Below are 19,840 nucleotides of genomic sequence, written 5' to 3'. Positions count from 1 at the left end.
AATGTTGAATCTTGGGGTCAGAAAACTCAGTCCAAAGGCGGAACGGGAAGCCCGCGTTTGGCGTAGAAGGCATCGACAAAGGCGGCCAATGTACCCTGTTGAATAGCCTCGCGCAAACCAGCCATCAGCACCTGATAATGGCGCAAATTGTGGATGGTATTGAGCATGCTGCCGAGCATTTCGCCGCACTTGTCCAGATGATGCAGATAAGCGCGGGAGAAGTTCTGGCAGGTATAGCAATCGCAGGTCGGATCCAGAGGCGAATCATCATGGCGATGGAACGCGTTACGGATCTTCAGCACGCCTGTATCAATGAACAGATGCCCGTTGCGGGCATTACGGGTTGGCATCACGCAATCGAACATGTCCACACCGCGGCGCACACCCTCAACCAGATCTTCCGGTTTGCCAACGCCCATAAGGTAACGAGGTTTGTCAGCCGGCATCATGCCCGGCAGGTAGTCCAGCACCTTGATCATTTCGTGCTTGGGCTCGCCCACCGACAGACCGCCGATGGCCAGGCCGTCGAAACCGATCTTGTCCAGGCCTTCCAGCGAGCGCATGCGCAGGTCCTGGTGCATGCCGCCCTGAACGATGCCGAACAGCGCCGCCGTGTTGTCGCCATGGGCATTCTTCGAACGCTGGGCCCAGCGCAGCGACAGCTCCATGGACACACGGGCGACGTCTTCGTCAGCCGGGTACGGGGTGCATTCGTCGAAGATCATCACGATGTCGGAGCCCAGATCACGCTGGACCTGCATCGATTCTTCCGGGCCCATGAACACTTTCGAGCCGTCGACCGGGGAGGCGAAGGTCACGCCCTCCTCCTTGATCTTGCGCATGGCGCCGAGGCTGAACACCTGGAAACCGCCGGAGTCGGTCAGGATCGGGCCTTTCCACTGCATGAAATCGTGCAGGTCGCCGTGTTCCTTGATCACTTCGGTACCCGGGCGCAGCCACAGGTGGAAAGTGTTGCCCAGAATGATCTCCGCGCCGGTGGCGACGATGTCACGCGGCAACATGCCCTTGACCGTGCCGTAGGTGCCCACCGGCATGAAGGCCGGGGTCTCGACGGTGCCACGAGGGAAGGTCAGACGACCACGACGAGCCTTGCCATCGGTGGCAAGCAACTCGAAAGACATACGACAGGTGCGACTCATACGGATTCCTCTGGGCCGCGGGGAGCGGGATTACGGGTGATGAACATCGCATCACCGTAGCTGAAAAAGCGGTATCCGTTATCGACCGCGGCTTTGTAGGCAGCCATGGTTTCCGGATAACCGGCGAATGCCGAAACCAGCATCAACAGCGTGGATTCGGGCAAATGGAAATTGGTGACCAGCGCGTCGACCACATGGAACGGCCGGCCCGGGAAGATGAAGATGTCGGTGTCGCCGCTGAACGGCTTGAGCACGCCATCGCGGGCGGCGCTTTCCAGTGAGCGCACGCTGGTGGTACCGACAGCAATCACTCGACCCCCGCGCTCACGGCAAGCGGCGACTGCATCGACCACGTCCTGACCGACTTCCAGCCACTCGCTGTGCATGTGGTGATCTTCGATCTTCTCAACACGCACCGGCTGGAACGTGCCGGCGCCGACGTGAAGCGTGACGAACGCAGTCTCGACGCCCTTGGCGGCGATCGCTTCCATCAGCGTCTGATCGAAATGCAGCCCGGCGGTCGGTGCCGCCACCGCGCCGAGTTTCTCGGCATACACGGTCTGATAGCGCTCGCGATCCGAACCTTCGTCCGGGCGGTCTATATAAGGAGGCAACGGCATGTGCCCGACGCGATCGAGCAGCGGCAGCACTTCTTCGGCAAACCCCAGCTCGAACAGCGCATCGTGACGCGCCAGCATCTCGGCTTCGCCGCCGCCGTCGATCAGGATCTTCGAACCCGGCTTCGGCGACTTGCTGGAACGCACATGGGCCAGCACGCGGTGAGTATCGAGCACGCGTTCGATGAGGATTTCCAGCTTGCCGCCGGACTCCTTCTGCCCGAACAAGCGCGCCGGAATCACCCGGGTATTGTTGAACACCATCAGATCGCCGGGGCGCAAATGCTCCAGCAGATCAGTGAATTGACGGTGTGCCAGGGCGCCGCTGACCCCATCCAGGGTCAACAGGCGACTACCGCGACGCTCGGCCAAAGGATGGCGGGCAATCAGCGAATCAGGAAGCTCGAAGGTAAAGTCAGCAACGCGCATGATGGGGTTCGTCTAGCAGGGCCGGAAAGTCTAGCGGAAATATCGAAAATTGACCATGAAACGTGATTGACCAACGGTAGGCACCTCTCTATACTTCGCCGCCATTGAGCCCTGATGGCGGAATTGGTAGACGCGGCGGATTCAAAATCCGTTTTCGAAAGGAGTGGGAGTTCGAGTCTCCCTCGGGGCACCAAAATCAAGAAAGGTCTTGCTTAGCAAGGCCTTTTTTTTCGTCTGTCGGAAAGTGCCGCCGGCTCTCCGGCGAGATCTCACACAGGTTCACCGCATGGAAACGTCACTGGAAACCGTCGCCCTGTTCTCCCTCAAAATCGCGTATGAGGAAGAAGGCCTGAGCCCGATTCTGCGCGATGACATGGTCATGGGCGACTATCAGAAAGACGTGTTCGAACTGCTGGTGCGCCGGGGTGATGTCGAGACGATCCAGTTCAAGATGAACGAATGCCTGGCGCTGGCGATGGATGCGTTGGGTGGCGTCGAGAAACCGTTGGGGCGGGAACTGCACAGGTTGTCGACCGACTTCAGTCAGGCGCAGTCGCTGGAGCAGCTGGATCAGCCGCTCCTCGCGCTCAAGGGTTATTTGAAGGACATTCTTTAAGCTACGCAGATGAAGAAAGTGGCGCGAGGCTTCTATTTTGATATCTTGCCGTCCACTCGCTAGAGGCCTGTCAACCGCCTCTGTTATCGCGCACTCGGGAATAAACCAAAATGGATGCTGTGTTGTGCTTGCTGGTGATGGCTGGAACCTGGCTGTGGGTAGTGAAGCAACGGGGTGAGTGGAACCTGTTGCTTGCCAACCTTGCCGGCGCCGGCAGCGGCGTGGTTACCGGCATTGTGTTCACGCTGATTTACGACGCAGTCATTGGTACGTCGATGGCGACACCCAACCTGAATCGCAGTCTGGTGGTGTTCATCACTAGCGCGGGCGTTCTGGCGGGGGTATGGCTTTGGATTGCCAATCGCCGCCAACCCGAACATCCGGTTGCACGTCAGTTGCTCGGGGCGGTGTGTGGCTTGGTCGCCGGCATGGCGACCCTGCTGTTTCTGGCGGTGAATTACTTCCCCCACACGTGACTGGACGGCGTGACTGTTTTGCAGTCAGCGCCGAGCCTTCAACACCCGAATATCCGACGCAAACCCGTCCGCACCGACAATCTTCTTCCAGCCCACATACTGAAACTCGCCCCGCTCATCGATGTAATCGCCCTTCTCCACCGACCTGCCGCCGACAATCGCCACGCGCTTCTCCTCACCACACCCGCCATCTGACGGCCGAACGGTGTAGATCACATACGGCTTCACATATTGCGTGGCGCGAAAGTATTGGCCGCAGACTTCATCGACGGTAATCATCATGGTTTTCAGGCGTGCTTCGCCGTCCATGTCTTCGTGGAGTTTGAGGAAGGAGATTTCGCCGACATCGCTGTAGCCGAGTGAACGGGCACGTTGGTATTCGGGGGAGTTCTGGTGGGCGATCCGGCCTTGCTCGGCGGCCTGGTTCATTCTGTCGGCGAACTCGGCTTTGCCACGGGCAATCATCGCATCGGCCTCGGCCGCCACGTTTTCGCATTGAGCGAATTCCCGGGAGGCGAGGTATTGGGGCGGCAGGTTCGTGCGGCGTTCATTCATGCTCCCCTGGCTGTTCTCCAGATCGCCCATCACTTCAAAGGCGCCGGATACGCGACCGCTCTGGACGTCGGCCATTTTTTCCTGCATTCGCTGACAGTTGGCGAGGTAATACTTCCAGCTGTTTTCCGGGTGCTCTTTCCAGGCGGCGAATGCCGGGGTCATGGCGCTGGCGAAAGTGATTGCACACAGCAAGCGCACAGCAGGGGCGACTTTTGACATGAGTAGTCCATTACAGGAATCAGGAAAGTGGCGCGAAGCTACTATTTTGCTATCTTGCCGTCCACTGTCGGCCCGGGAGCCACGGGCCTGACGAAACTGATTCAAAAGGAGGGGTGCGATGGATGCAGCGTTTTGTCTTTTAGCCTGGGTGGCCATGTGGGTGTGGGTGGTCAAACATCGTGGCACCTGGAACCTGTTCCTCGCCAACCTGCTGGGCGCTGCCAGCGGCATGCTGGTAGGTCTGGTGGTCTCGGAGTTCTACATCGGTCTGTTCGGGTCGAGCCGACCGCACGTAACCGGTCTGACGACCACATTGCTGGAAATGATGACGACCGCCGCGGCGCTGGTCGGCGTATGGATGCTGGTCGCCCGACGCTCGCAAGTCGAGCCCCTGATTGCGCGGCAGCTGCTGGCAGGCCTTTGCGGCACAGTGGCCGGCATTACCGCTCTGGCGTTTTTTGCGCTCAAGTGATCTGTATCGACACGACGTGTGAAGGTTCTTGTGGCACCAGAAATCTATTTTGATATCTTGCCGCCCATCTTTCAGTGCGCGTCATCGGAATGGCACTGATATCCGGCTTCAGCAGGTTTAAGGAAAGGATCAAATGGAGTTTCTGCGTTTTCTGGCATTTGTCGCGGCCTGGGGTTTCATGTGGCGCTGGGTGGTGAAAAACCGCGGCAGCTGGCATTTGTTTTACGCCAACCTGGTCGGTGTAGCAGGCGGTTTCATTGTTTCGATGGTGGTGTTGGCGATCACTTTTTCACTGTTCCCGTCGGCGCATCGCTACGACGCCGCGCAGACTGAAAACGTCGTGGCACAGCAGGAAGCCGAGCCGACCTCATTGCTGCCAGAAGCCGAGGCCATTGCAAGCCCTGCTGCGCTGAAAGATGCGCCGGTGTTTGCCGCTATCGAGCCGGACAGCAAGCCCTCTCCAGCGGATTCCGCGTTGCTGCCGAATTACGCCAGTCGCGCGCCGAAGACGATGTCGGTGCAAACCGTGATCGACCAGAGTGACAATGAGGGTCGCAAGGCCCTGACGGCGCTGAGCAAAAAATTGCGCGCCGACGCCCAGGCCGACAAGTCGATGCTCGCGTATGTCATGTGCAGCCCGTTCGTGACCAGCACCTTGCGCTTCCCCGCATCTGCCCGTTTTGCCGACAGCAAAAGCCTGACACCGCAACGCTTCAAGGATCAGGTTTACACCTTCAGCAACACCGTCACCGCGCGGAACATGAATGGCGACGATGTGACGTACCGCTTCGACTGCTCCGTACAGGAACAGCCAAGAGTCGACGCGACACCTGCCGAATGGCGCCTGTTGGCACTGAAGCTGGAAAAAGCGGGCTCTTAAGCCTGGTTTAAGGGTTCGAGGCGCCGGCTGCGCTATCATCGCCGGCCTGTGCGCCTTGAGCTTTCCCCCCGATGCCTCCGACACCTGATGACCTGAGCCCGTTGCCTGCTGTTCTGGCCGGGCCACTGCTGCGCCGACTGGAACCGACGCGCTTAGTGCTTTGGCTGGTCGGCAGCCGCGAACTGTCGTTGACCTTGCGCCTGCAAGGCGTAGGAGACATTCCACTGGATGCCGGGAAATGCGCGGTCATTCCTGTGGGCATCCGGGCGTTTGTTCACCTGATCGACGTTCCGCTGGAAACCGCCCTGCCCTGCGACACCCGTATCGACTACGACCTGTTGATCGATGGCCAGCAGCCCATCGCCGACTGGGCGCCACACCTGCTCTACGACAACGCCACCGGCCCGAACTTCGTCTTGCGTTCGCGCATCGACCAGTTGCTCCACGGTTCCTGTCGCAAACCCCATCACCCGGCCGCCGACGGCCTGCTCTGCGTTGACCGGTTGCTGGCCGCCGAAACCGATCCGCAGCAACGTCCCGCCCTGTTAATGATGAGCGGTGATCAGGTTTACGCCGACGACGTTGCCGGCCCGATGTTGCGGGCGATTCACGCCCTGATCGAGCGCCTCGGCCTGTTTGGTGAGCACCTCGAAGGCGCGGTAGTCAGCGACAGCGCGAAACTCTACGAACACCCCGCCAGCTACTACCATCGTGCGGATTTGCTGCCGGCACTGGAAAGCAACGAGACACTGCGCGAGCGTTTCTTCGGGGGTGCGCGCAAGCCGATTTTCACCAGCAGCAGCGCCGACAATCACCTCGTGACGTTTGCCGAAGTCATGGCGATGTATTTGCTGGTGTGGTCGCCAACGCCCTGGGCACTGGTCAATCCGCAGCCGCCGACACTGACGCCGGAGCGCCTCAAGCGCTATGCCCTCGAACAGACCCGCATCGACGGGTTCAAGGCCGGCCTCGGCCAGGTGGCCCGGGCCTTGGCGCATCTGCCGAGCCTGATGATTTTCGATGACCACGACATCACCGATGACTGGAACCTGTCCGCGCAATGGGAGGAAACAGCCTACGGCCACCCGTTCTCCAAGCGCATCATCGGCAACGCGCTGATCGCCTACATGTTGTGTCAGGGCTGGGGCAACAATCCGGATGCATTCAGCGCAGTGCTGGAGAAAACCCGAGGCCTGAGCGCCAGCGGTGACGACCGCTATCTCGACGCTCCCGTGCAGGACGAACTGATTGACGAACTGCTGCGCTTTCAGCAGTGGCATTTCGTATTGCCGACCAGCCCGGCGCTGGTGGTGCTCGACACTCGCACCCGGCGCTGGCGCAGCGAGATGGCGCTCAAGCAACCGTCGGGTTTGCTGGACTGGGAAGCCTTGAGCGAACTGCAGCAGGAGCTGCTCGACCATCCTTCGGCGATCATCGTGTCGCCGGCACCGATCTTTGGCGTGAAGCTGATCGAAACCGTGCAGCGAGTATTCAGCTGGTGCGGTTATCCACTGCTGGTGGACGCGGAAAACTGGATGGCCCATCGCGGCGCGGCCCAGGTGATCCTGAACATTTTCCGACACTCGCGTACACCGGGCAGTTACGTGGTGCTGTCAGGCGACGTGCATTATTCCTTCGTCTACGAAGTCCTGATCCGACACCGCAAGGCCGGCCCGCGCATCTGGCAAATCACCAGCAGCGGCATCAAAAACGAATTCCCGCCGACCCTGCTGGAATGGTTCGACCGCCTCAATCGCTGGCTCTACTCACCGCGCTCACCGCTCAACTGGCTGACCAAACGCCGCCGCATGCGCATCGTCCCGTACGTGCCGGAACACGCCGAAGCGGGTGAACGGTTGTGGAATTCGGCGGGGATTGGTCAGGTGTTTTTCAATCAACAGGGGCAGCCGAACGACATCATCCAGCACAACGCGAACGGCGCACCGAAGACCCGGATGCTGGCACCGGATTTGTCGGACTACCCTGATTAGAAAAATCTCACGTAGAGAGTGAGAGGGATGGCAGGCTCGTCGGAATCAGCTTACAGAAGACCCAGAAACGTCTCGATGAGACTTCGGTGATACTCAACACACCGCAGGCAGCCCGTCTGTGACAAAACCACTGGTAGGTATCGCCTTGTCATCCTGTACTCATTTCTGTACGTTCTTTGCATCAAGCGAGGACTACAACATGGACACTATCAACTACACCACGGCTCGTGCGCATTTGGCTGAAACCATGGATCGTGTGAATGAAGACTGCGCCCCGCTTCTGGTAACCCGCCAAAAAGGCGAGCCTGTAGTGATGATGTCTCTGGCCGAATACAACGCGCTGGAAGAAACTGCCTATCTGCTGCGTTCTCCGGCCAATGCCGAGCGCTTGATCAAATCGATTGGCGAAATGCGCGCTGGAAAAGCCAAAGCCAGGCAACTGATCGAAGAATGAAAATCCAGTTCACGCCAACGGGCTGGGAAGACAACTTATGGCTTCAGCAAAACGATAAGACCGGTCTCAAACGAATCAACCCTTTGAAGGCTTGGGTAAACCGGAGCCGCTCAAGCACAACATGAGCGGCTTCTGGTCACGGCGGATAACTGCCGAGCATCGCCTGGTCTATGCAATCGTAGACGGCGAAATCTGCGTCATAACTTGTAGATTTCACTACTGACCGAGGGATGAGACATGGCTCAGGGAACGGCCAACCCCTCTGACAATCATCCCCACCTCCCGTTCATCAATCGTCAGCGGCGGCAGCAGCCGGATCGTCTTGCCGCGAGTGACGTTGATCAGCAGCCCATGATCCCGCGCGGCAATCAGTGTCAGGTCGCGGATCGGCTGTTTGAGTTCGATGCCGATCATCAGCCCTTGCCCACGAATCGCCAGCACATTCGGATTGTCCGCCAGCTCTGCGCGCAAGCGGGTCAGCAGGCGCTCGCCCTGGACCCTGGCATTTTCCAGCAGGCCTTGCTCCTCGATGATCTCGAGCACGGTGCAACCCACCCGGCACGCCAGTGGATTACCGCCGAAGGTGCTGCCGTGGCTGCCGGGGGTGAACAGATCCGCCGCCCGGCCCCGTGCCAGGCAGGCGCCGATCGGCACGCCGTTGCCCAGGCCCTTGGCGAGGGTCATGACGTCGGGAACGATGCCTTCGTGCTGGAACGCAAACCAGCGGCCGGTACGGCCGATGCCGGTCTGTATCTCGTCGAGCATCAGCAGCCAGGCGTGGCGATTGCACAATTCACGCAGGGCCTTGAGGTAGCCGGGCGGTGCAGGTTGCACGCCGCTTTCACCCTGGATCGGCTCCACCAGAATCGCCACGATCCGCTGGCCATGTTTGCGCTGCACCTGCTCCAGCGCTTGAAGATCGCCGAACGGCACTTTGACGAAATCCCCGGGCAAGTCATTGAAGCCGAGGCGCACCGCCGGGCCATCGCTGGCGGACAAGGTTCCGAGGGTGCGGCCATGAAACGCGTTGGCCATCACCACCACCAGCGGCTGTTCGATGCCTTTGCGCCAGCCATACAGTCGCGCCAGTTTCAGCGCGGTTTCGTTGGCCTCGGCACCGGAGTTGTTGAAGAACGCCCGCTCCATCCCCGCCAGTCGCGTCAGCTTCTGCGCCAGCGATTGTTGCCAGTCGATGCTGTAGAGGTTGGAGGTGTGCAGCAACAATCCCGCCTGCTCGCTGATCGCTGACACGATGCGCGGGTGCGAATGGCCGACATTGGTCACCGCCACGCCCGCCACCGCATCCAGGTATTCGCGGCCAGCCTGATCCCAGAGTCGAGTACCCAGGCCTTTGATGAAGCTCAAGTCCAGCGGTTGATAGGTGTTCATCAGGGCGGCGGTCATGTCGGCAAACTCCAGCGAGGTGAGAGGTGCTGGCAGTATGGTTATCCACCTGAACTGGATAAACTCGGCAAAACTTCAATCATTTAAAAGCCGGGCTTGATAATGGATTTGTTCCAGTCGATGAGCGTGTACGTCAAGGTTGTGGAGTCCGGCAGCATGACGGCGGCCGCGCTGCAGTGCGAAATGTCCACGACCATGGTGGGCAATCACCTGCGGGCGCTGGAGCAACGGCTCGGTGTGCAACTGCTGCAACGCACCACCCGCCGCCAGCGACTGACCGAGTTCGGTAGCGTTTATTACCAGCGCTGCCTGGAGGTGCTCGGTCTGGTCGCCGACTCCGAACGGCTCGCCGAGCAGACGCTGGATGAACCGCGCGGCATTCTGCGGGTTACCGCGCCGCTGACCTTTGGCGTCGAACGCCTGGCCCCGGCGCTCAGTGAGTTTTCCCTGCAATGTCCGCAGGTCAAACTCGACGTGATCCTGACCAACCGCCGCCCTGATCTGCTGGAAAGCGGTCTCGACGTGGCCTTCCGACTGGGCCACTTCGACCAGTCCAACCTGATCGCCCGCCCGCTGATCGACTACACCCTGACCGTCTGCGCCTCCCCGGAATACGTGGCCCGACGCGGCATGCCGCTCACGCCTGAAGAACTGCGCCAACACGACTGTCTGTCCTTCGCCTACCCCGCCGGCGATGACTGGCAATCGGTGGAAAAGCAGTGGCGCCTCAGCGGTCCGGACGGAGAAATCATGGTCGACGTCAAAGGCCCGATGCTGATAAACAGTTCCGCCGGCCTGCATCAGGCCGCGCGCACCGGCATGGGCATCGTGATGCTGCCGGACGCGCTGGTGGAACAGGATCTGCGCGATGGCAGACTGGTGGTTGTGATGCCGGACTACCAGCCGCCGAACCGCCCGATGCACCTGCTCTACGCGCCGGATCGCTATCGGCTGCCAAAACTGCGCCGCTTCGTCGAGTTTGCCATGCAGATGTGGGGCAGACCGTAGGCAACATGACTACTGTTGGAAATACACCAGGGACGGGATCAACGAATGAACAAAGACATTTCAATACGCGACCTCCTGCCCACGGAAGTCGCGGCGACAAGGCAATTTCTGGAGCGGCACGGCTGGGCTCATCGCACCGGTACCGCCGAACATTTCGCACAGCTTGTTCAGAACTCTCAGCGCACCGCCGTGGCATTGAGCGGCCAGCAGATTGTCGGTTTCGCCCGTGGCATCACCGATGGCTTGTCCAACGGTTACCTTTCGATGGTGGTGGTCGACGGGCAACATCGACGCGCGGGCATCGGGCGGGCGCTGGTCGAACATGTGATGGGCGATAACACCGACATTACCTGGGTCCTGCGTGCCGGGCGCGAAGGCGCGGAAGCGTTTTTCGCCAGCCTGGGATTTGAAACATCGGTGATTGCGATGGAGCGTTTGCGGCTGAAATAGCCGACGGTTACTGTGACCCCGGCTATGCTCCACCCTCCTCCTTTTCCAGCATGGATGCTGCGCAATGCTCACGATTCTGCAAAACACTCCGATACGGGTTTACCTGATTTTTCTGCTGCTGGTTTATTTCGGCATCAAGGCGTTCTCTCCCCGCCGCGAGAGCCGTGCCTCGATGCTGATAACACCCCCGGCGTTTTTGGCGTGGTCGCTGTATTCCCTGAACCTGTCGATCAACCCGGTCTTGTTTTTCAGCACATGGTTCGGCGCGCTGTTGCTCGGCGGTCTCTCGGCCTGGCTGGTGTTCTCCCGCCGGGGCGTGGTGCTCGACGACTCTGGAAAGGGGCTAATCATGCCGGGTACGGTAAAAATCCTGATCATGTACCTGATGTTCTTTTCCGCGAACTACTACTTCGGTTACCAGAATGACGTGAATCCGGAGCTTTCCGCGTCCCCGGACATGCTGCTGCTCAAGGCCGGCATTGCGGGTTTCATGTGCGGCCTGATCAGCACCCGCTCGCTGAAGCTCTACTGGACGCTGCGTGGCCTGACATCCCGGCGACTACCGGAGAACGCTGTTGCCAATGAATGAGCCAAGGCACGCGCGGTGCCTGGTTGCCCTTCACAAATCATCCGGATAAATAATCGGCACCGCCGGCCCCTTGCTCCGTGACAACGCCGTCGCGCTCCCCTAAATTAGTCGGCCTGAAAAAGCCCCCAGCGCTTTCTCGTCTCATCTCAAGTTAAAAAAGTAGTGAAATTTCAATGTCCGATTTCAACACCGCTGAATCCGTAGTCACTCTGTCGTCCAAAGCGGAATACGAAAACTCCATCAATCTTTCACAACACATTCCACAGGCGAAGATCATCAGCGAGATGGTGCTGGACGCGTTCCAGTCGAGCCGCGAGAGCGATCAGATCCGCGAACTGCGCGCCGCGATCCGTCAGGCCCACGACCGCTTCGATGACGACCAGGCTTACGAGCTGATGGGCGAACTCAAGCGTCTGAAGGACGCCGAGGCCGCCGACATCGCCGCCCTCGAAGACCTCAGCAGCAAATTCCCGATCAGCCGCATCCTGTCGAGCTTCAAGGACGATCCGGCGTTCCAGGAAATCGTCTACGGCCTGGCCCTCAAGGTTCTGAACCAGACCCATCAGGCGATCAGCAGCCCGAGCGGCGGCAAGAGCAAGGCCGCACGCGCCAAGAAAGATGTCGAAGTGTTCAGCATCAGCAAGGACGGCATCAGCGTCACCCTGCCACTGCGCACACCGCGCTCGCGCCTGAGCGTGGATCGCGAGGCGCTGGAATTCCTCGGTTTCACCTTCGTCGGTGAAGGCGACGAGGCAGAAATCGAAGGCGAAACCTTCGTCGACAACGCCGGCACCGAGCACGCGATCAACCGCAAGAACATCATCACCGCGCTGCAACAGCAGACCGCGTTTGATGGCTACAGCATCGCCGCCCAGTAATACCGGCGCCGACGAAAAAGCCCCGCTCTGACATTCAGGCGGGGCTTTTTGTTGTTCGGTGATCGGCAGTTATGCCGATGGGTGCACGGCGGCAATCATGTCGACTTCGATGGCTGCGTTCTTCGGCAACTGATAGACGCCGACGGTGGTGCGAGTGTGTCGCCCGACATCCCCCAACACATAACTGAATACATCGGACGCGCCGTTGGCGACTTCGCTGAGGTCGACGAAATCCGGCGTGGACTTCACGTACACCGTGACCCGCAACAACGACCGGACCTTGTCCAGCGAACCGACCGCATCGACGATAAAGGCCAGACACCGCATCGCGCTGATGCTCGCCGCGGCCTGCGCATCCTTGAGCGTCAACTCCTGCCCCACCCGCCCCGGATACTGAATCTTGCCCTCGGTGCGCGGCACCATGCCGCTGATGTAAATCTCATCGTGATGACGGATCAACGGCGCGTAATTGCCACCCACCGTGTTCTCACCGTTGATGTCGTAATTCAGCTCTTTTGCCAGGGCAATGAAGCGCTCGTCGCAGGTCATCCTCTCAGTCATTTCGCCCAGCCTCTTGATCGATGCATTAAGTGCAGCAGGTTCATGAAGGATGAGCGCCGGACATCGGGATTTCGGCGGGTCATCGACATGGCTGGATCCAAATCTAGGGCTTTTGCCCATCGACCGCAACCTGTCGATTTCTAGCTAATTATTTGCGGTTATGCAGCCGTCATCGACAACTGATTGACGGCGACAAGCAACAAAAAACCCCGCTCATCTCTCGATGAACGGGGTTTCTCGTACAACGTTCGAACCTTACGGTGCGTACGTCAGCAGCAGCTCGGTCGGCACCTTGAAGTCCAGGGACATCATGACGCTCAACGCGGTGATGGTGAAGATCGAGAACACGAACAGCTTGCGTGCCCAGACCGTGTCATCCACCGCCTTGTAGCCGGTCCAGGCCATGTACAGCCAGTACATGCCCATGGCCGCGGCGACGGCGAGGTAGCTCATGCCGGCGTAACCGCTGAAGGTCAGCATCAAGGTCGCCACGAGGAACGCCAGGATGTAGATCAGGATGTGCTTCTTGGCCACCTGGATCCCGCGCTTCACTGGCAGCACCGGAATCGATGCGGCCAGGTAATCGTTGAAGCGGAAGATCGCGATGGCGTAGGAATGCGGCATCTGCCACAGGCTGAACATCACCAGCAGGGTCAGCGCGGCCATGTCGAAGCTGTTGGTCACGGCCACGTAACCGATCACCGGCGGCATGGCGCCCGACAGACTGCCCACCAGCGTGCCGTGAACCGACTTGCGCTTGAGGTACAGGCTGTAGAAGCCGACGTAGATGATGAAGCCGATCACGGCGAACAGGGCAGCCAACGGGTTGGCCACCTTGTACAGCAACGCAACGCCGGCGACACCCAGGACGGTCGCATAGACCAGGGCCAGTTTCAGGGAGATCAAGCCCTGGACCAGCACCCGGTTCTTGGTGCGTTCCATCTTCAGGTCGATGTCGCGGTCGATGCAGTTGTTGAACACGCAACCGGAGGCCACAACCAGGGAAGTGCCGATCATGGCTGCCAGAAACACGGCCAGATCGACATGCCCTTTCGAGGCCAGGAAGAACCCGCCTGCCACAGAAAGCACGTTACCGAAAATGATCCCCGGTTTGGTGATTTGGATAAAGTGCTTGAGCGACATCGGGTTTACCTCACTTCGCCATCATGTAGGTGTGGATGCTGAACATGATCCACAGCGACAGACCGACCAGCAGCACGATCACGATGGCCGTAAAGACGAACGCAATCACGTTGTTACGTTGAGCGATGGAACGGTCCAGGTGCAGGAAGTAATACAGGTGAACGATCACCTGGATCACGGCGAACAGCAGGACGATTGCCAGCGTCGTCGACTTCGGCAGGGTCGGGAACATCACCAGGCCGAACGGGATGACGGTCAGGATTACCGACAGGATGAAGCCGATGGCGTACGACTTTACGCTGCCGTGGCCAGCATCATGGCTGTCATGGGAGTGTGCATTAGCCATTACAGGGTCCCCATCAGGTAAACAACGGTGAATACGCAGATCCACACCACGTCCAGGAAGTGCCAGAACAGGCTCAGGCAGCTCAGACGGGTCTTGTTGGTCGCCGTCAGGCCGTGCTTGTTGACCTGGTACATCATGATGCCCATCCAGATCAGACCGGCGGACACGTGCAGACCGTGGGTACCGACCAGCGTGAAGAACGCCGACAGGAAGCCCGAACGGCTAGGACCGAAGCCCTCGGAGATCAGCAGGTGGAACTCGTTGATCTCCATGGCGATGAAGCCTGCGCCGAGCAGGAAGGTCATGAACAACCAGCCCAGAACCTGCTGCTTTTTACCTTTGTACAACGCCAGCATGGCGAAGCCGTAGGTGATCGAACTGAACAACAGCAGAGCGGTTTCGCCCAGCACGTATGGCAGTTCGAAGATGTCGTGGCCCGATGGGCCACCGGCGACGTTGTTTACCAGTACCGCGTACACCGCGAAGATCGACGCAAACAGAATGCAGTCGGTCATCAGGTAGAGCCAGAAACCGTATACGGTCATCTCGCCCGAGTCGTGGTGATGGTCATCGTGCCCATGGTCATGACCATGGGCGTGTCCAGCATTGGTCACTAAGTTCGACATTGTTTAAGCCTGTTCCAACTTGGTTTCAACACGGGTTGCGGAAGCAGGGATCTTCCCGGCCGCTACCAGACGCTTGTGCTGCTCGGCTTCGATGCGCTCGATCACGTCGACCGGCACCATGTAGCCCTGATCGTCACGTGCTGCGTGGATCACGAAGTAGATGACAGTGCCGGCCAGGCTGGCGATCGCCAACCACCAGATGTGCCAGATCATCGCGAAACCGAACACGGTCAGCAGTGCGCCCATCACCACGCCAGTGGCGGTGTTGTTCGGCATGTGGATCGGTTCGTACTTGGCTGGTGCCTTGTACGCGGTACCGTTTTCCTTGGCCTCGGTGAACGGATCGATGCAGTCTGCTTTTGGCAGTACAGCGAAGTTGTAGAACGGAGGTGGCGACGAGGTCGACCATTCCAGGGTATGGGCATTCCACGGGTCACCGTGTTCGCACATGTTTTCCGGCTTGTTGCGGTCACGCACCGACACGTACAGCTGGATCAGCTGGCAGGCGATACCCACAGCGATCATCACCGCACCGAACATGGCAACGTACAGGTACGGTACCCACTCAGGGTTGGTGGTGGCGTTCAGACGACGGGTCATGCCCATGAAGCCCAGAGCGTAGAGCGGCATGAACGCAACGAAGAAGCCCGAGATCCAGAACCAGAACGCTGCTTTACCCCAGCCTTCGTGCAGCTTGAAGCCGAACGCTTTCGGGAAGTAGAAGCCGAAGCCTGCGATGTAGCCGAATACCGCGCCGCCGATGATCACGTTGTGGAAGTGAGCGATCACGAACAGGCTGTTGTGCAGAACGAAGTCAGCACCCGGGATGGCCAGCAGTACGCCGGTCATGCCGCCGATGGCGAAGGTCACCATGAAGCCCAGGGTCCACAGAACCTGGCTGGTGAAGCGCAGACGGCCCTGGTAGATGGTGAACAGCCAGTTGAACAGTTTCACACCCGTCGGGATGGAAATCAGCATCGTCGCCAGACCGAAGAAGGCGTTGACGCTGGCACCCGAACCCATGGTGAAGAAGTGGTGCAGCCAAACCATGAAGCCCAGTACCGAGATCGCGCCCGAGGCGTAGATCATCGAGTGGTGGCCGAACAGTTTCTTGCCGGTGAAGGCCGAGATGACTTCCGAGAAAATGCCGAATGCCGGCAGGATCAGGATGTAAACCTCAGGGTGGCCCCATGCCCAGAACAGGTTGACGTACATCATTGGATTGCCACCAAGTTCATTGGTGAAAATGTGGAAATCCATGTAACGGTCAAGGGTCAGCAGTGCCAGGGTAGCGGTCAGGATCGGGAACGAAGCCACGATCAGAACGTTTGCCCAGGTGCAGGTCCAGGTGAAGATCGGCATGTCCATCAGTTTCATGCCAGGGGTACGCATTTTCAGCACGGTCGCGAGGAAGTTAACCCCGGTTAACGTTGTACCCAGACCGGATAGCTGTAGCGCCCAGATGTAGTAGTCCATCCCCACGCCAGGGCTGTATTGCAGACCCGACAGCGGTGGATAGGCAACCCAGCCGGTCTTGGCGAATTCGCCGACGCCCAGGGACAGGTTGATCAGCACGACGCCGGACACCAGCAGCCAGAAGCTCAGGGAGTTCAGGAACGGGAACGCAACGTCACGCGCGCCGATCTGCAGCGGCACTGCAAGGTTCATCAGGCCGGTGAAGAATGGCATCGCCATGAAGATGATCATGATCACACCGTGAGCGGTGAAGATCTGGTCATAGTGTTCAGGTGGCAGGTAGCCAGGCGAACCCTCGGTGGCCATGGCCAGCTGGGTACGCATCATGATGGCGTCGGCAAAACCGCGCAGCAGCATGACCATGGCGACGATGATGTACATCACGCCGATTTTCTTGTGGTCGACCGACGTCAGCCACTCGGTCCACAGGTAAGTCCACTTCTTGAAGTAGGTGATTGCAGCGAACAACGCCAGACCACCGAGCGCGATCATCGAGATGGTGACCATCACGATCGGCTCGTGGAAAGGGATCGCTTCCCAACTTAATTTACCAAACATCGTTTACTCCTCTGCCCCGGCAGCTGAATGCGAATTCGAGTCCATATCCGTTGCCGCCACTTCTTTCTCTTTCTTCTCGTGCTTCAGCGGCTTGCCCGGTTTCATGCCTTCGTACTTGTCGACGATGGTCTGGAACAGGTTCGGCGTGACCGAGGAGTAGAGCTCGACTGGATTGTTCTGGCTTGGCTTGGCAAGGGCTGCGTATTCAGCTGGTTCAAGCTGTTTAGGTGCCTTTTTGACTTCACTTACCCAGGCGTCGAAATCTTCCTGAGAAGTTGCGATCGCTTTGAATTTCATACCGGTGAAACCAGCGCCGCTGTAGTTGGCGGAGATACCGTCCATTTCAGCGTTGCGGTCAGCGATCAGGTGCAGCTTGGTGGTCATGCCCGCCATCGCGTAGATCTGGCCGCCCAGGCCCGGGATGAAGAACGAGTTCATCACCGCGTCCGAAGTGATCCGGAAGTTAACTGGCGTGTGCGCCGGGAACACGATCTTGTTGACCGTAGCGATGCCTTGTTCCGGGTAGATGAACAGCCACTTCCAGTCCAGCGCGACCACTTCGATGGTCACAGGCTTGACGTCGGATTCGATCGGACGATACGGATCCAGCGAGTGGGTCGACTTGTAGGTGATGTAACCCAGGGCAATGATGATCAGGACCGGGATGGTCCAGACTGCCACTTCGATCTTGGTCGAGTGCGACCATTTCGGGGTGTAGACGGCGTTCTTGTTCGAGGCGCGGTACTTCCAGGCGAACAGGAAGGTCATGACGATGACCGGCACAACGACCAACAGCATCAGCAGCGTGGCGGTGATGATCAGGTTGCGCTGTTCCAGGCCGACCTGGCCCGTTGGATTGAGCAAGGTCATGTTGCAGCCTCCCAGCAACAACGTGCCGAGCAGCGGCACTAGGCCTAGTAATCTGGGGTACCTGTTTTTACTCATCTCACGACCTCTAAAGCAGCTTGCGCAATGCAGTTGGGTTTTGATCGCCAACACTTCACCCTGCCAAGGGTTGGCATTTTCTTTGGATTGAATAAGGGCCGCCCGTCGCGCGTCAGACGCTCGACAAAACCTGGGACAGCGGTCAGTTCTTATTCGAATTCGTGGTCAAAGGCCTTGTTACAGACCAATTCCATTTGGTGCGGAAAGTTGGAAGGCACCGACACCTGGGTGTCTCGCAAGCCTCTCGACTGCTCGACACCCGACTTCCTGCTCGCCTCCTTAATAAAGGCTGAACAGTGCCGGGAATTCAGTGCGGGCGATTGTAGATAGGTAGCGCCCTATACACCATGTCTTATCCCGAAATAATTTTTATCGCTCTGAGCAACAATCCATCACCGTTTTTGCAAAAGTTCCGCATGTTATCGAAATCGATTCTCAACAAAAACACCAAAAAATGTAGGTCTATCGGCCTCAGTTCAGACAGCTCCGAGGGCTTTTTCCCACGGCGCGATCCGCGCAAAGCCCGATATGCCAAGGCTTTTGGCCATCTGCCGGAGTCTGTTAAAACTGCCTGATCCGGTACACCCGTGCAAAAACCGACAAACGCTGAAACAGACCAATCCTTTTTTGTAACAGCACTCCAATCCGGGCCGGTGAAACGCGCTGCGACACGGCCTGTGTGACAACATGTCGCACACCTGTCGCACCCTTCCTTGCCGTTCGTCACGGTGTTTTCACACAGACCCTGAAATGCAAAACGCCTCGATCTGCGTCACCGCAAATCGAGGCGTTTGTTTTATCGGCGCAGGCGCCGAAAAGTTGATTCAGCGCAACGCTTTTCGGTTACGCGAGGTGAGCAGCGGCACCAGGATCACCACCAGCACGAAGGCCACCAGTGCCCATTGCGCCAGCGACAGGCCGAGGATCGGCGGGTACGGCGTCGAGCAGAAACCGTCGACCTGGAAGCCCAGCGGGAAGATCTTCGCCAGCGGCAGGTCATCGACGATCGGCTGCAACACATCGATGCCGCAGCTCACCGCCGGATAGAACTGGGTGTACACGTGATGCCCGGCGACACCGGCCCCGGCGATGGCACAAATCACCACCAGCACCTCGAACACCGTGATGCTGCGCCGGGTGCGCATGGCCGCGCCGATGAACGCGAACAGCGCGATCAGCAGCAACGCATAACGCTGCAGGATGCACAGCGGGCACGGTGCCTCGCCCAGCACGATCTGCATGTACAGCGCGCCGCCGATCAGCGCCAGGCAGATGATGCCCAGCAACACCAGATAGCGCCGCTCACGTCCCAATCGAATCGTTTCCTCGCTCATCGCGTTTCCCTTTCATGTCCATGGTTCAGCTGGCCGGCGGCTGCGCTTGCAGTTGCGCCATCAGGCTGATGTTGTCTTCGATATGCCAATTGGCCGCGATGCGACCGTTGTCGATCTGATAGATATCGGTTGCCCGGAAGTCTACACGCTGGCCCTGCCCTTTGAGAGCCTTGAACGTGCCGGTGAAATGCCCGCGAAAGTGCAGATGCACCACCACGCGATCCCCGGCGACGATCATTTGTTCGATCTCGCAACTCAAGTCCGGCACCGCCGTGCGAAAGAACTTCGACGCCAGCAACGGCCCGGTCGGCCCCTGCACCCGACCTTCCGGCGGGGTTTTGTCGACGAACTGCGGCGACAGGGCGGCGGTGGCCAACGCCTCTTCACCCGTGTTCCAAAAACTGCCGTAACGCCGCGCCGCCAACTCCATCGCATCACGCTGGGCCTTGGGCAGGCTCTGATCGACGATCAGGGTCTGGGGTTCGATCAAGGCGGATTCGGCGAAGGCAAACGGACTGGACAGCAAGGCAACCGACAGGCCCAACGAGGCCAGACTGAAACGACGGGAAGAGGCGAAGTGCGACATGGGGGCGATCCTGATCATGTAAACGAACGAGCGCCTATCATCAGCATCGGGGAATAAACGATAAACC

The 19,840-nt window shown here is 59.0% G+C and carries 22 protein-coding genes, 1 tRNA gene and 1 pseudogene; 12 read left to right on the top strand and 12 right to left on the bottom strand.

Translation table 11 applies throughout. The features are described 5' to 3' along the window. Positions 1-26: 26 nt before the first annotated feature. On the bottom strand, positions 27-1,142 hold the full coding sequence (gene tgt, locus AC1RT4_RS00200) for a tRNA guanosine(34) transglycosylase Tgt (RefSeq protein WP_161794909.1): 1,116 nt from the start codon (positions 1,140-1,142) through the stop codon (positions 27-29). A gap of 14 nt (positions 1,143-1,156) precedes the next feature. After that, positions 1,157-2,206 carry a tRNA preQ1(34) S-adenosylmethionine ribosyltransferase-isomerase QueA gene (gene queA, locus AC1RT4_RS00195; RefSeq protein ID WP_007956699.1) on the bottom strand — a complete coding sequence of 350 codons (1,050 nt, stop codon included), beginning with the start codon at positions 2,204-2,206 and terminating at the stop codon, positions 1,157-1,159. A gap of 108 nt (positions 2,207-2,314) precedes the next feature. On the opposite strand from queA, the gene AC1RT4_RS00190 reads away from it, so the two are divergent. The 3 genes from AC1RT4_RS00190 (at position 2,315) to AC1RT4_RS00180 (ending at position 3,298) form a co-directional block, all read left to right on the top strand. Further along, positions 2,315-2,399 (top strand) — tRNA-Leu (locus tag AC1RT4_RS00190). A 93-nt stretch (positions 2,400-2,492) separates the two neighbouring features. Further along, entirely contained in the window at positions 2,493-2,822 is a 330-nt protein-coding gene (locus tag AC1RT4_RS00185) for a hypothetical protein (protein ID WP_493082763.1), read from the top strand. Positions 2,823-2,932: 110 nt separating this feature from the next. Beyond that, positions 2,933-3,298, top strand: coding sequence for a hypothetical protein (locus AC1RT4_RS00180; protein ID WP_493082761.1), 366 nt, complete (start codon positions 2,933-2,935; stop codon positions 3,296-3,298). 24 nt (positions 3,299-3,322) lie between these two features. Here AC1RT4_RS00180 and AC1RT4_RS00175 read toward each other — a convergent pair whose 3' ends face one another. Continuing rightward, positions 3,323-4,072: a hypothetical protein gene (locus AC1RT4_RS00175; RefSeq protein ID WP_493082759.1), complete on the bottom strand. Its 750-nt coding sequence runs from the start codon at positions 4,070-4,072 to the stop codon at positions 3,323-3,325. A 118-nt stretch (positions 4,073-4,190) separates the two neighbouring features. Here AC1RT4_RS00175 and AC1RT4_RS00170 point away from each other — a divergent pair, with 118 nt between their 5' ends. The 5 genes and pseudogenes from AC1RT4_RS00170 to AC1RT4_RS00150 all read left to right on the top strand — a co-directional run bounded on the left by AC1RT4_RS00170 (position 4,191) and on the right by AC1RT4_RS00150 (position 8,092). Then, positions 4,191-4,544, top strand: coding sequence for a hypothetical protein (locus AC1RT4_RS00170; protein ID WP_064383933.1), 354 nt, complete (start codon positions 4,191-4,193; stop codon positions 4,542-4,544). A gap of 133 nt (positions 4,545-4,677) precedes the next feature. Further along, complete coding sequence (locus AC1RT4_RS00165) at positions 4,678-5,424, top strand: hypothetical protein (RefSeq protein WP_493082757.1); 747 nt, start codon at positions 4,678-4,680, stop codon at positions 5,422-5,424. 71 nt (positions 5,425-5,495) lie between these two features. Next, entirely contained in the window at positions 5,496-7,415 is a 1,920-nt protein-coding gene (locus AC1RT4_RS00160; RefSeq protein ID WP_493082755.1) for an alkaline phosphatase D family protein, read from the top strand. Positions 7,416-7,614: 199 nt separating this feature from the next. Beyond that, positions 7,615-7,869, top strand: coding sequence for a type II toxin-antitoxin system Phd/YefM family antitoxin (locus AC1RT4_RS00155; RefSeq protein ID WP_493082753.1), 255 nt, complete (start codon positions 7,615-7,617; stop codon positions 7,867-7,869). Then, positions 7,866-8,092, top strand: a pseudogene (locus AC1RT4_RS00150) (Txe/YoeB family addiction module toxin). The gene AC1RT4_RS00155 and the pseudogene AC1RT4_RS00150 overlap by 4 nt, the downstream one beginning before the upstream one ends. Here AC1RT4_RS00150 and AC1RT4_RS00145 read toward each other — a convergent pair. Then, positions 8,086-9,273, bottom strand: a complete 1,188-nt coding sequence (locus tag AC1RT4_RS00145) for an aspartate aminotransferase family protein (protein WP_493082751.1) — start codon at positions 9,271-9,273, stop codon at positions 8,086-8,088. The pseudogene AC1RT4_RS00150 and the gene AC1RT4_RS00145 sit on opposite strands and share 7 nt — an antisense overlap. 102 nt (positions 9,274-9,375) lie before the next feature. On the opposite strand from AC1RT4_RS00145, the gene AC1RT4_RS00140 reads away from it, so the two are divergent. The 4 genes from AC1RT4_RS00140 (at position 9,376) to AC1RT4_RS00125 (ending at position 12,198) form a co-directional block, all read left to right on the top strand. Then, on the top strand, positions 9,376-10,281 hold the full coding sequence (locus tag AC1RT4_RS00140; protein ID WP_007956710.1) for a LysR family transcriptional regulator: 906 nt from the start codon (positions 9,376-9,378) through the stop codon (positions 10,279-10,281). 45 nt (positions 10,282-10,326) lie between these two features. Then, complete coding sequence (locus AC1RT4_RS00135; RefSeq protein WP_493082749.1) at positions 10,327-10,731, top strand: GNAT family N-acetyltransferase; 405 nt, start codon at positions 10,327-10,329, stop codon at positions 10,729-10,731. 64 nt (positions 10,732-10,795) lie between these two features. Beyond that, positions 10,796-11,320 carry a DUF6622 family protein gene (locus AC1RT4_RS00130; RefSeq protein WP_493082746.1) on the top strand — a complete coding sequence of 175 codons (525 nt, stop codon included), beginning with the start codon at positions 10,796-10,798 and terminating at the stop codon, positions 11,318-11,320. Between the two features lie 173 nt (positions 11,321-11,493). Then, positions 11,494-12,198, top strand: coding sequence for a hypothetical protein (locus AC1RT4_RS00125; RefSeq protein WP_192562337.1), 705 nt, complete (start codon positions 11,494-11,496; stop codon positions 12,196-12,198). Between the two features lie 69 nt (positions 12,199-12,267). On the opposite strand, the gene AC1RT4_RS00120 is transcribed toward AC1RT4_RS00125, so the two are convergent. The 8 genes from AC1RT4_RS00120 to AC1RT4_RS00085 all read right to left on the bottom strand — a co-directional run bounded on the left by AC1RT4_RS00120 (position 12,268) and on the right by AC1RT4_RS00085 (position 19,773). Beyond that, positions 12,268-12,759: a RidA family protein gene (locus tag AC1RT4_RS00120; RefSeq protein WP_007956714.1), complete on the bottom strand. Its 492-nt coding sequence runs from the start codon at positions 12,757-12,759 to the stop codon at positions 12,268-12,270. Between the two features lie 255 nt (positions 12,760-13,014). Next, positions 13,015-13,902: a heme o synthase gene (cyoE, locus tag AC1RT4_RS00115; RefSeq protein ID WP_007956716.1), complete on the bottom strand. Its 888-nt coding sequence runs from the start codon at positions 13,900-13,902 to the stop codon at positions 13,015-13,017. Positions 13,903-13,912: 10 nt separating this feature from the next. Then, positions 13,913-14,248: a cytochrome o ubiquinol oxidase subunit IV gene (cyoD, locus tag AC1RT4_RS00110; protein ID WP_007956718.1), complete on the bottom strand. Its 336-nt coding sequence runs from the start codon at positions 14,246-14,248 to the stop codon at positions 13,913-13,915. Further along, positions 14,248-14,874 (bottom strand): cytochrome o ubiquinol oxidase subunit III, encoded by a 627-nt coding sequence (locus tag AC1RT4_RS00105; RefSeq protein ID WP_007956720.1) that lies wholly within the window; start codon positions 14,872-14,874, stop codon positions 14,248-14,250. Before AC1RT4_RS00105 ends, cyoD begins: the two co-directional genes overlap by 1 nt. 3 nt (positions 14,875-14,877) lie before the next feature. Next, positions 14,878-16,908 (bottom strand): cytochrome o ubiquinol oxidase subunit I, encoded by a 2,031-nt coding sequence (cyoB, locus tag AC1RT4_RS00100; RefSeq protein WP_127799800.1) that lies wholly within the window; start codon positions 16,906-16,908, stop codon positions 14,878-14,880. Between the two features lie 3 nt (positions 16,909-16,911). After that, positions 16,912-17,853 carry a ubiquinol oxidase subunit II gene (gene cyoA, locus AC1RT4_RS00095; protein ID WP_085606895.1) on the bottom strand — a complete coding sequence of 314 codons (942 nt, stop codon included), beginning with the start codon at positions 17,851-17,853 and terminating at the stop codon, positions 16,912-16,914. Positions 17,854-18,677: 824 nt separating this feature from the next. Then, positions 18,678-19,187 (bottom strand): disulfide bond formation protein B, encoded by a 510-nt coding sequence (locus tag AC1RT4_RS00090; RefSeq protein ID WP_007956723.1) that lies wholly within the window; start codon positions 19,185-19,187, stop codon positions 18,678-18,680. Positions 19,188-19,212: 25 nt separating this feature from the next. Then, positions 19,213-19,773, bottom strand: coding sequence for an ester cyclase (locus AC1RT4_RS00085; protein WP_493082742.1), 561 nt, complete (start codon positions 19,771-19,773; stop codon positions 19,213-19,215). Positions 19,774-19,840 lie beyond the last annotated feature (67 nt).

This window comes from Pseudomonas sp. GW821-FHT11D10, assembly GCF_058808435.1.
This window is presented reverse-complemented; position numbering and strand designations above follow the sequence as displayed.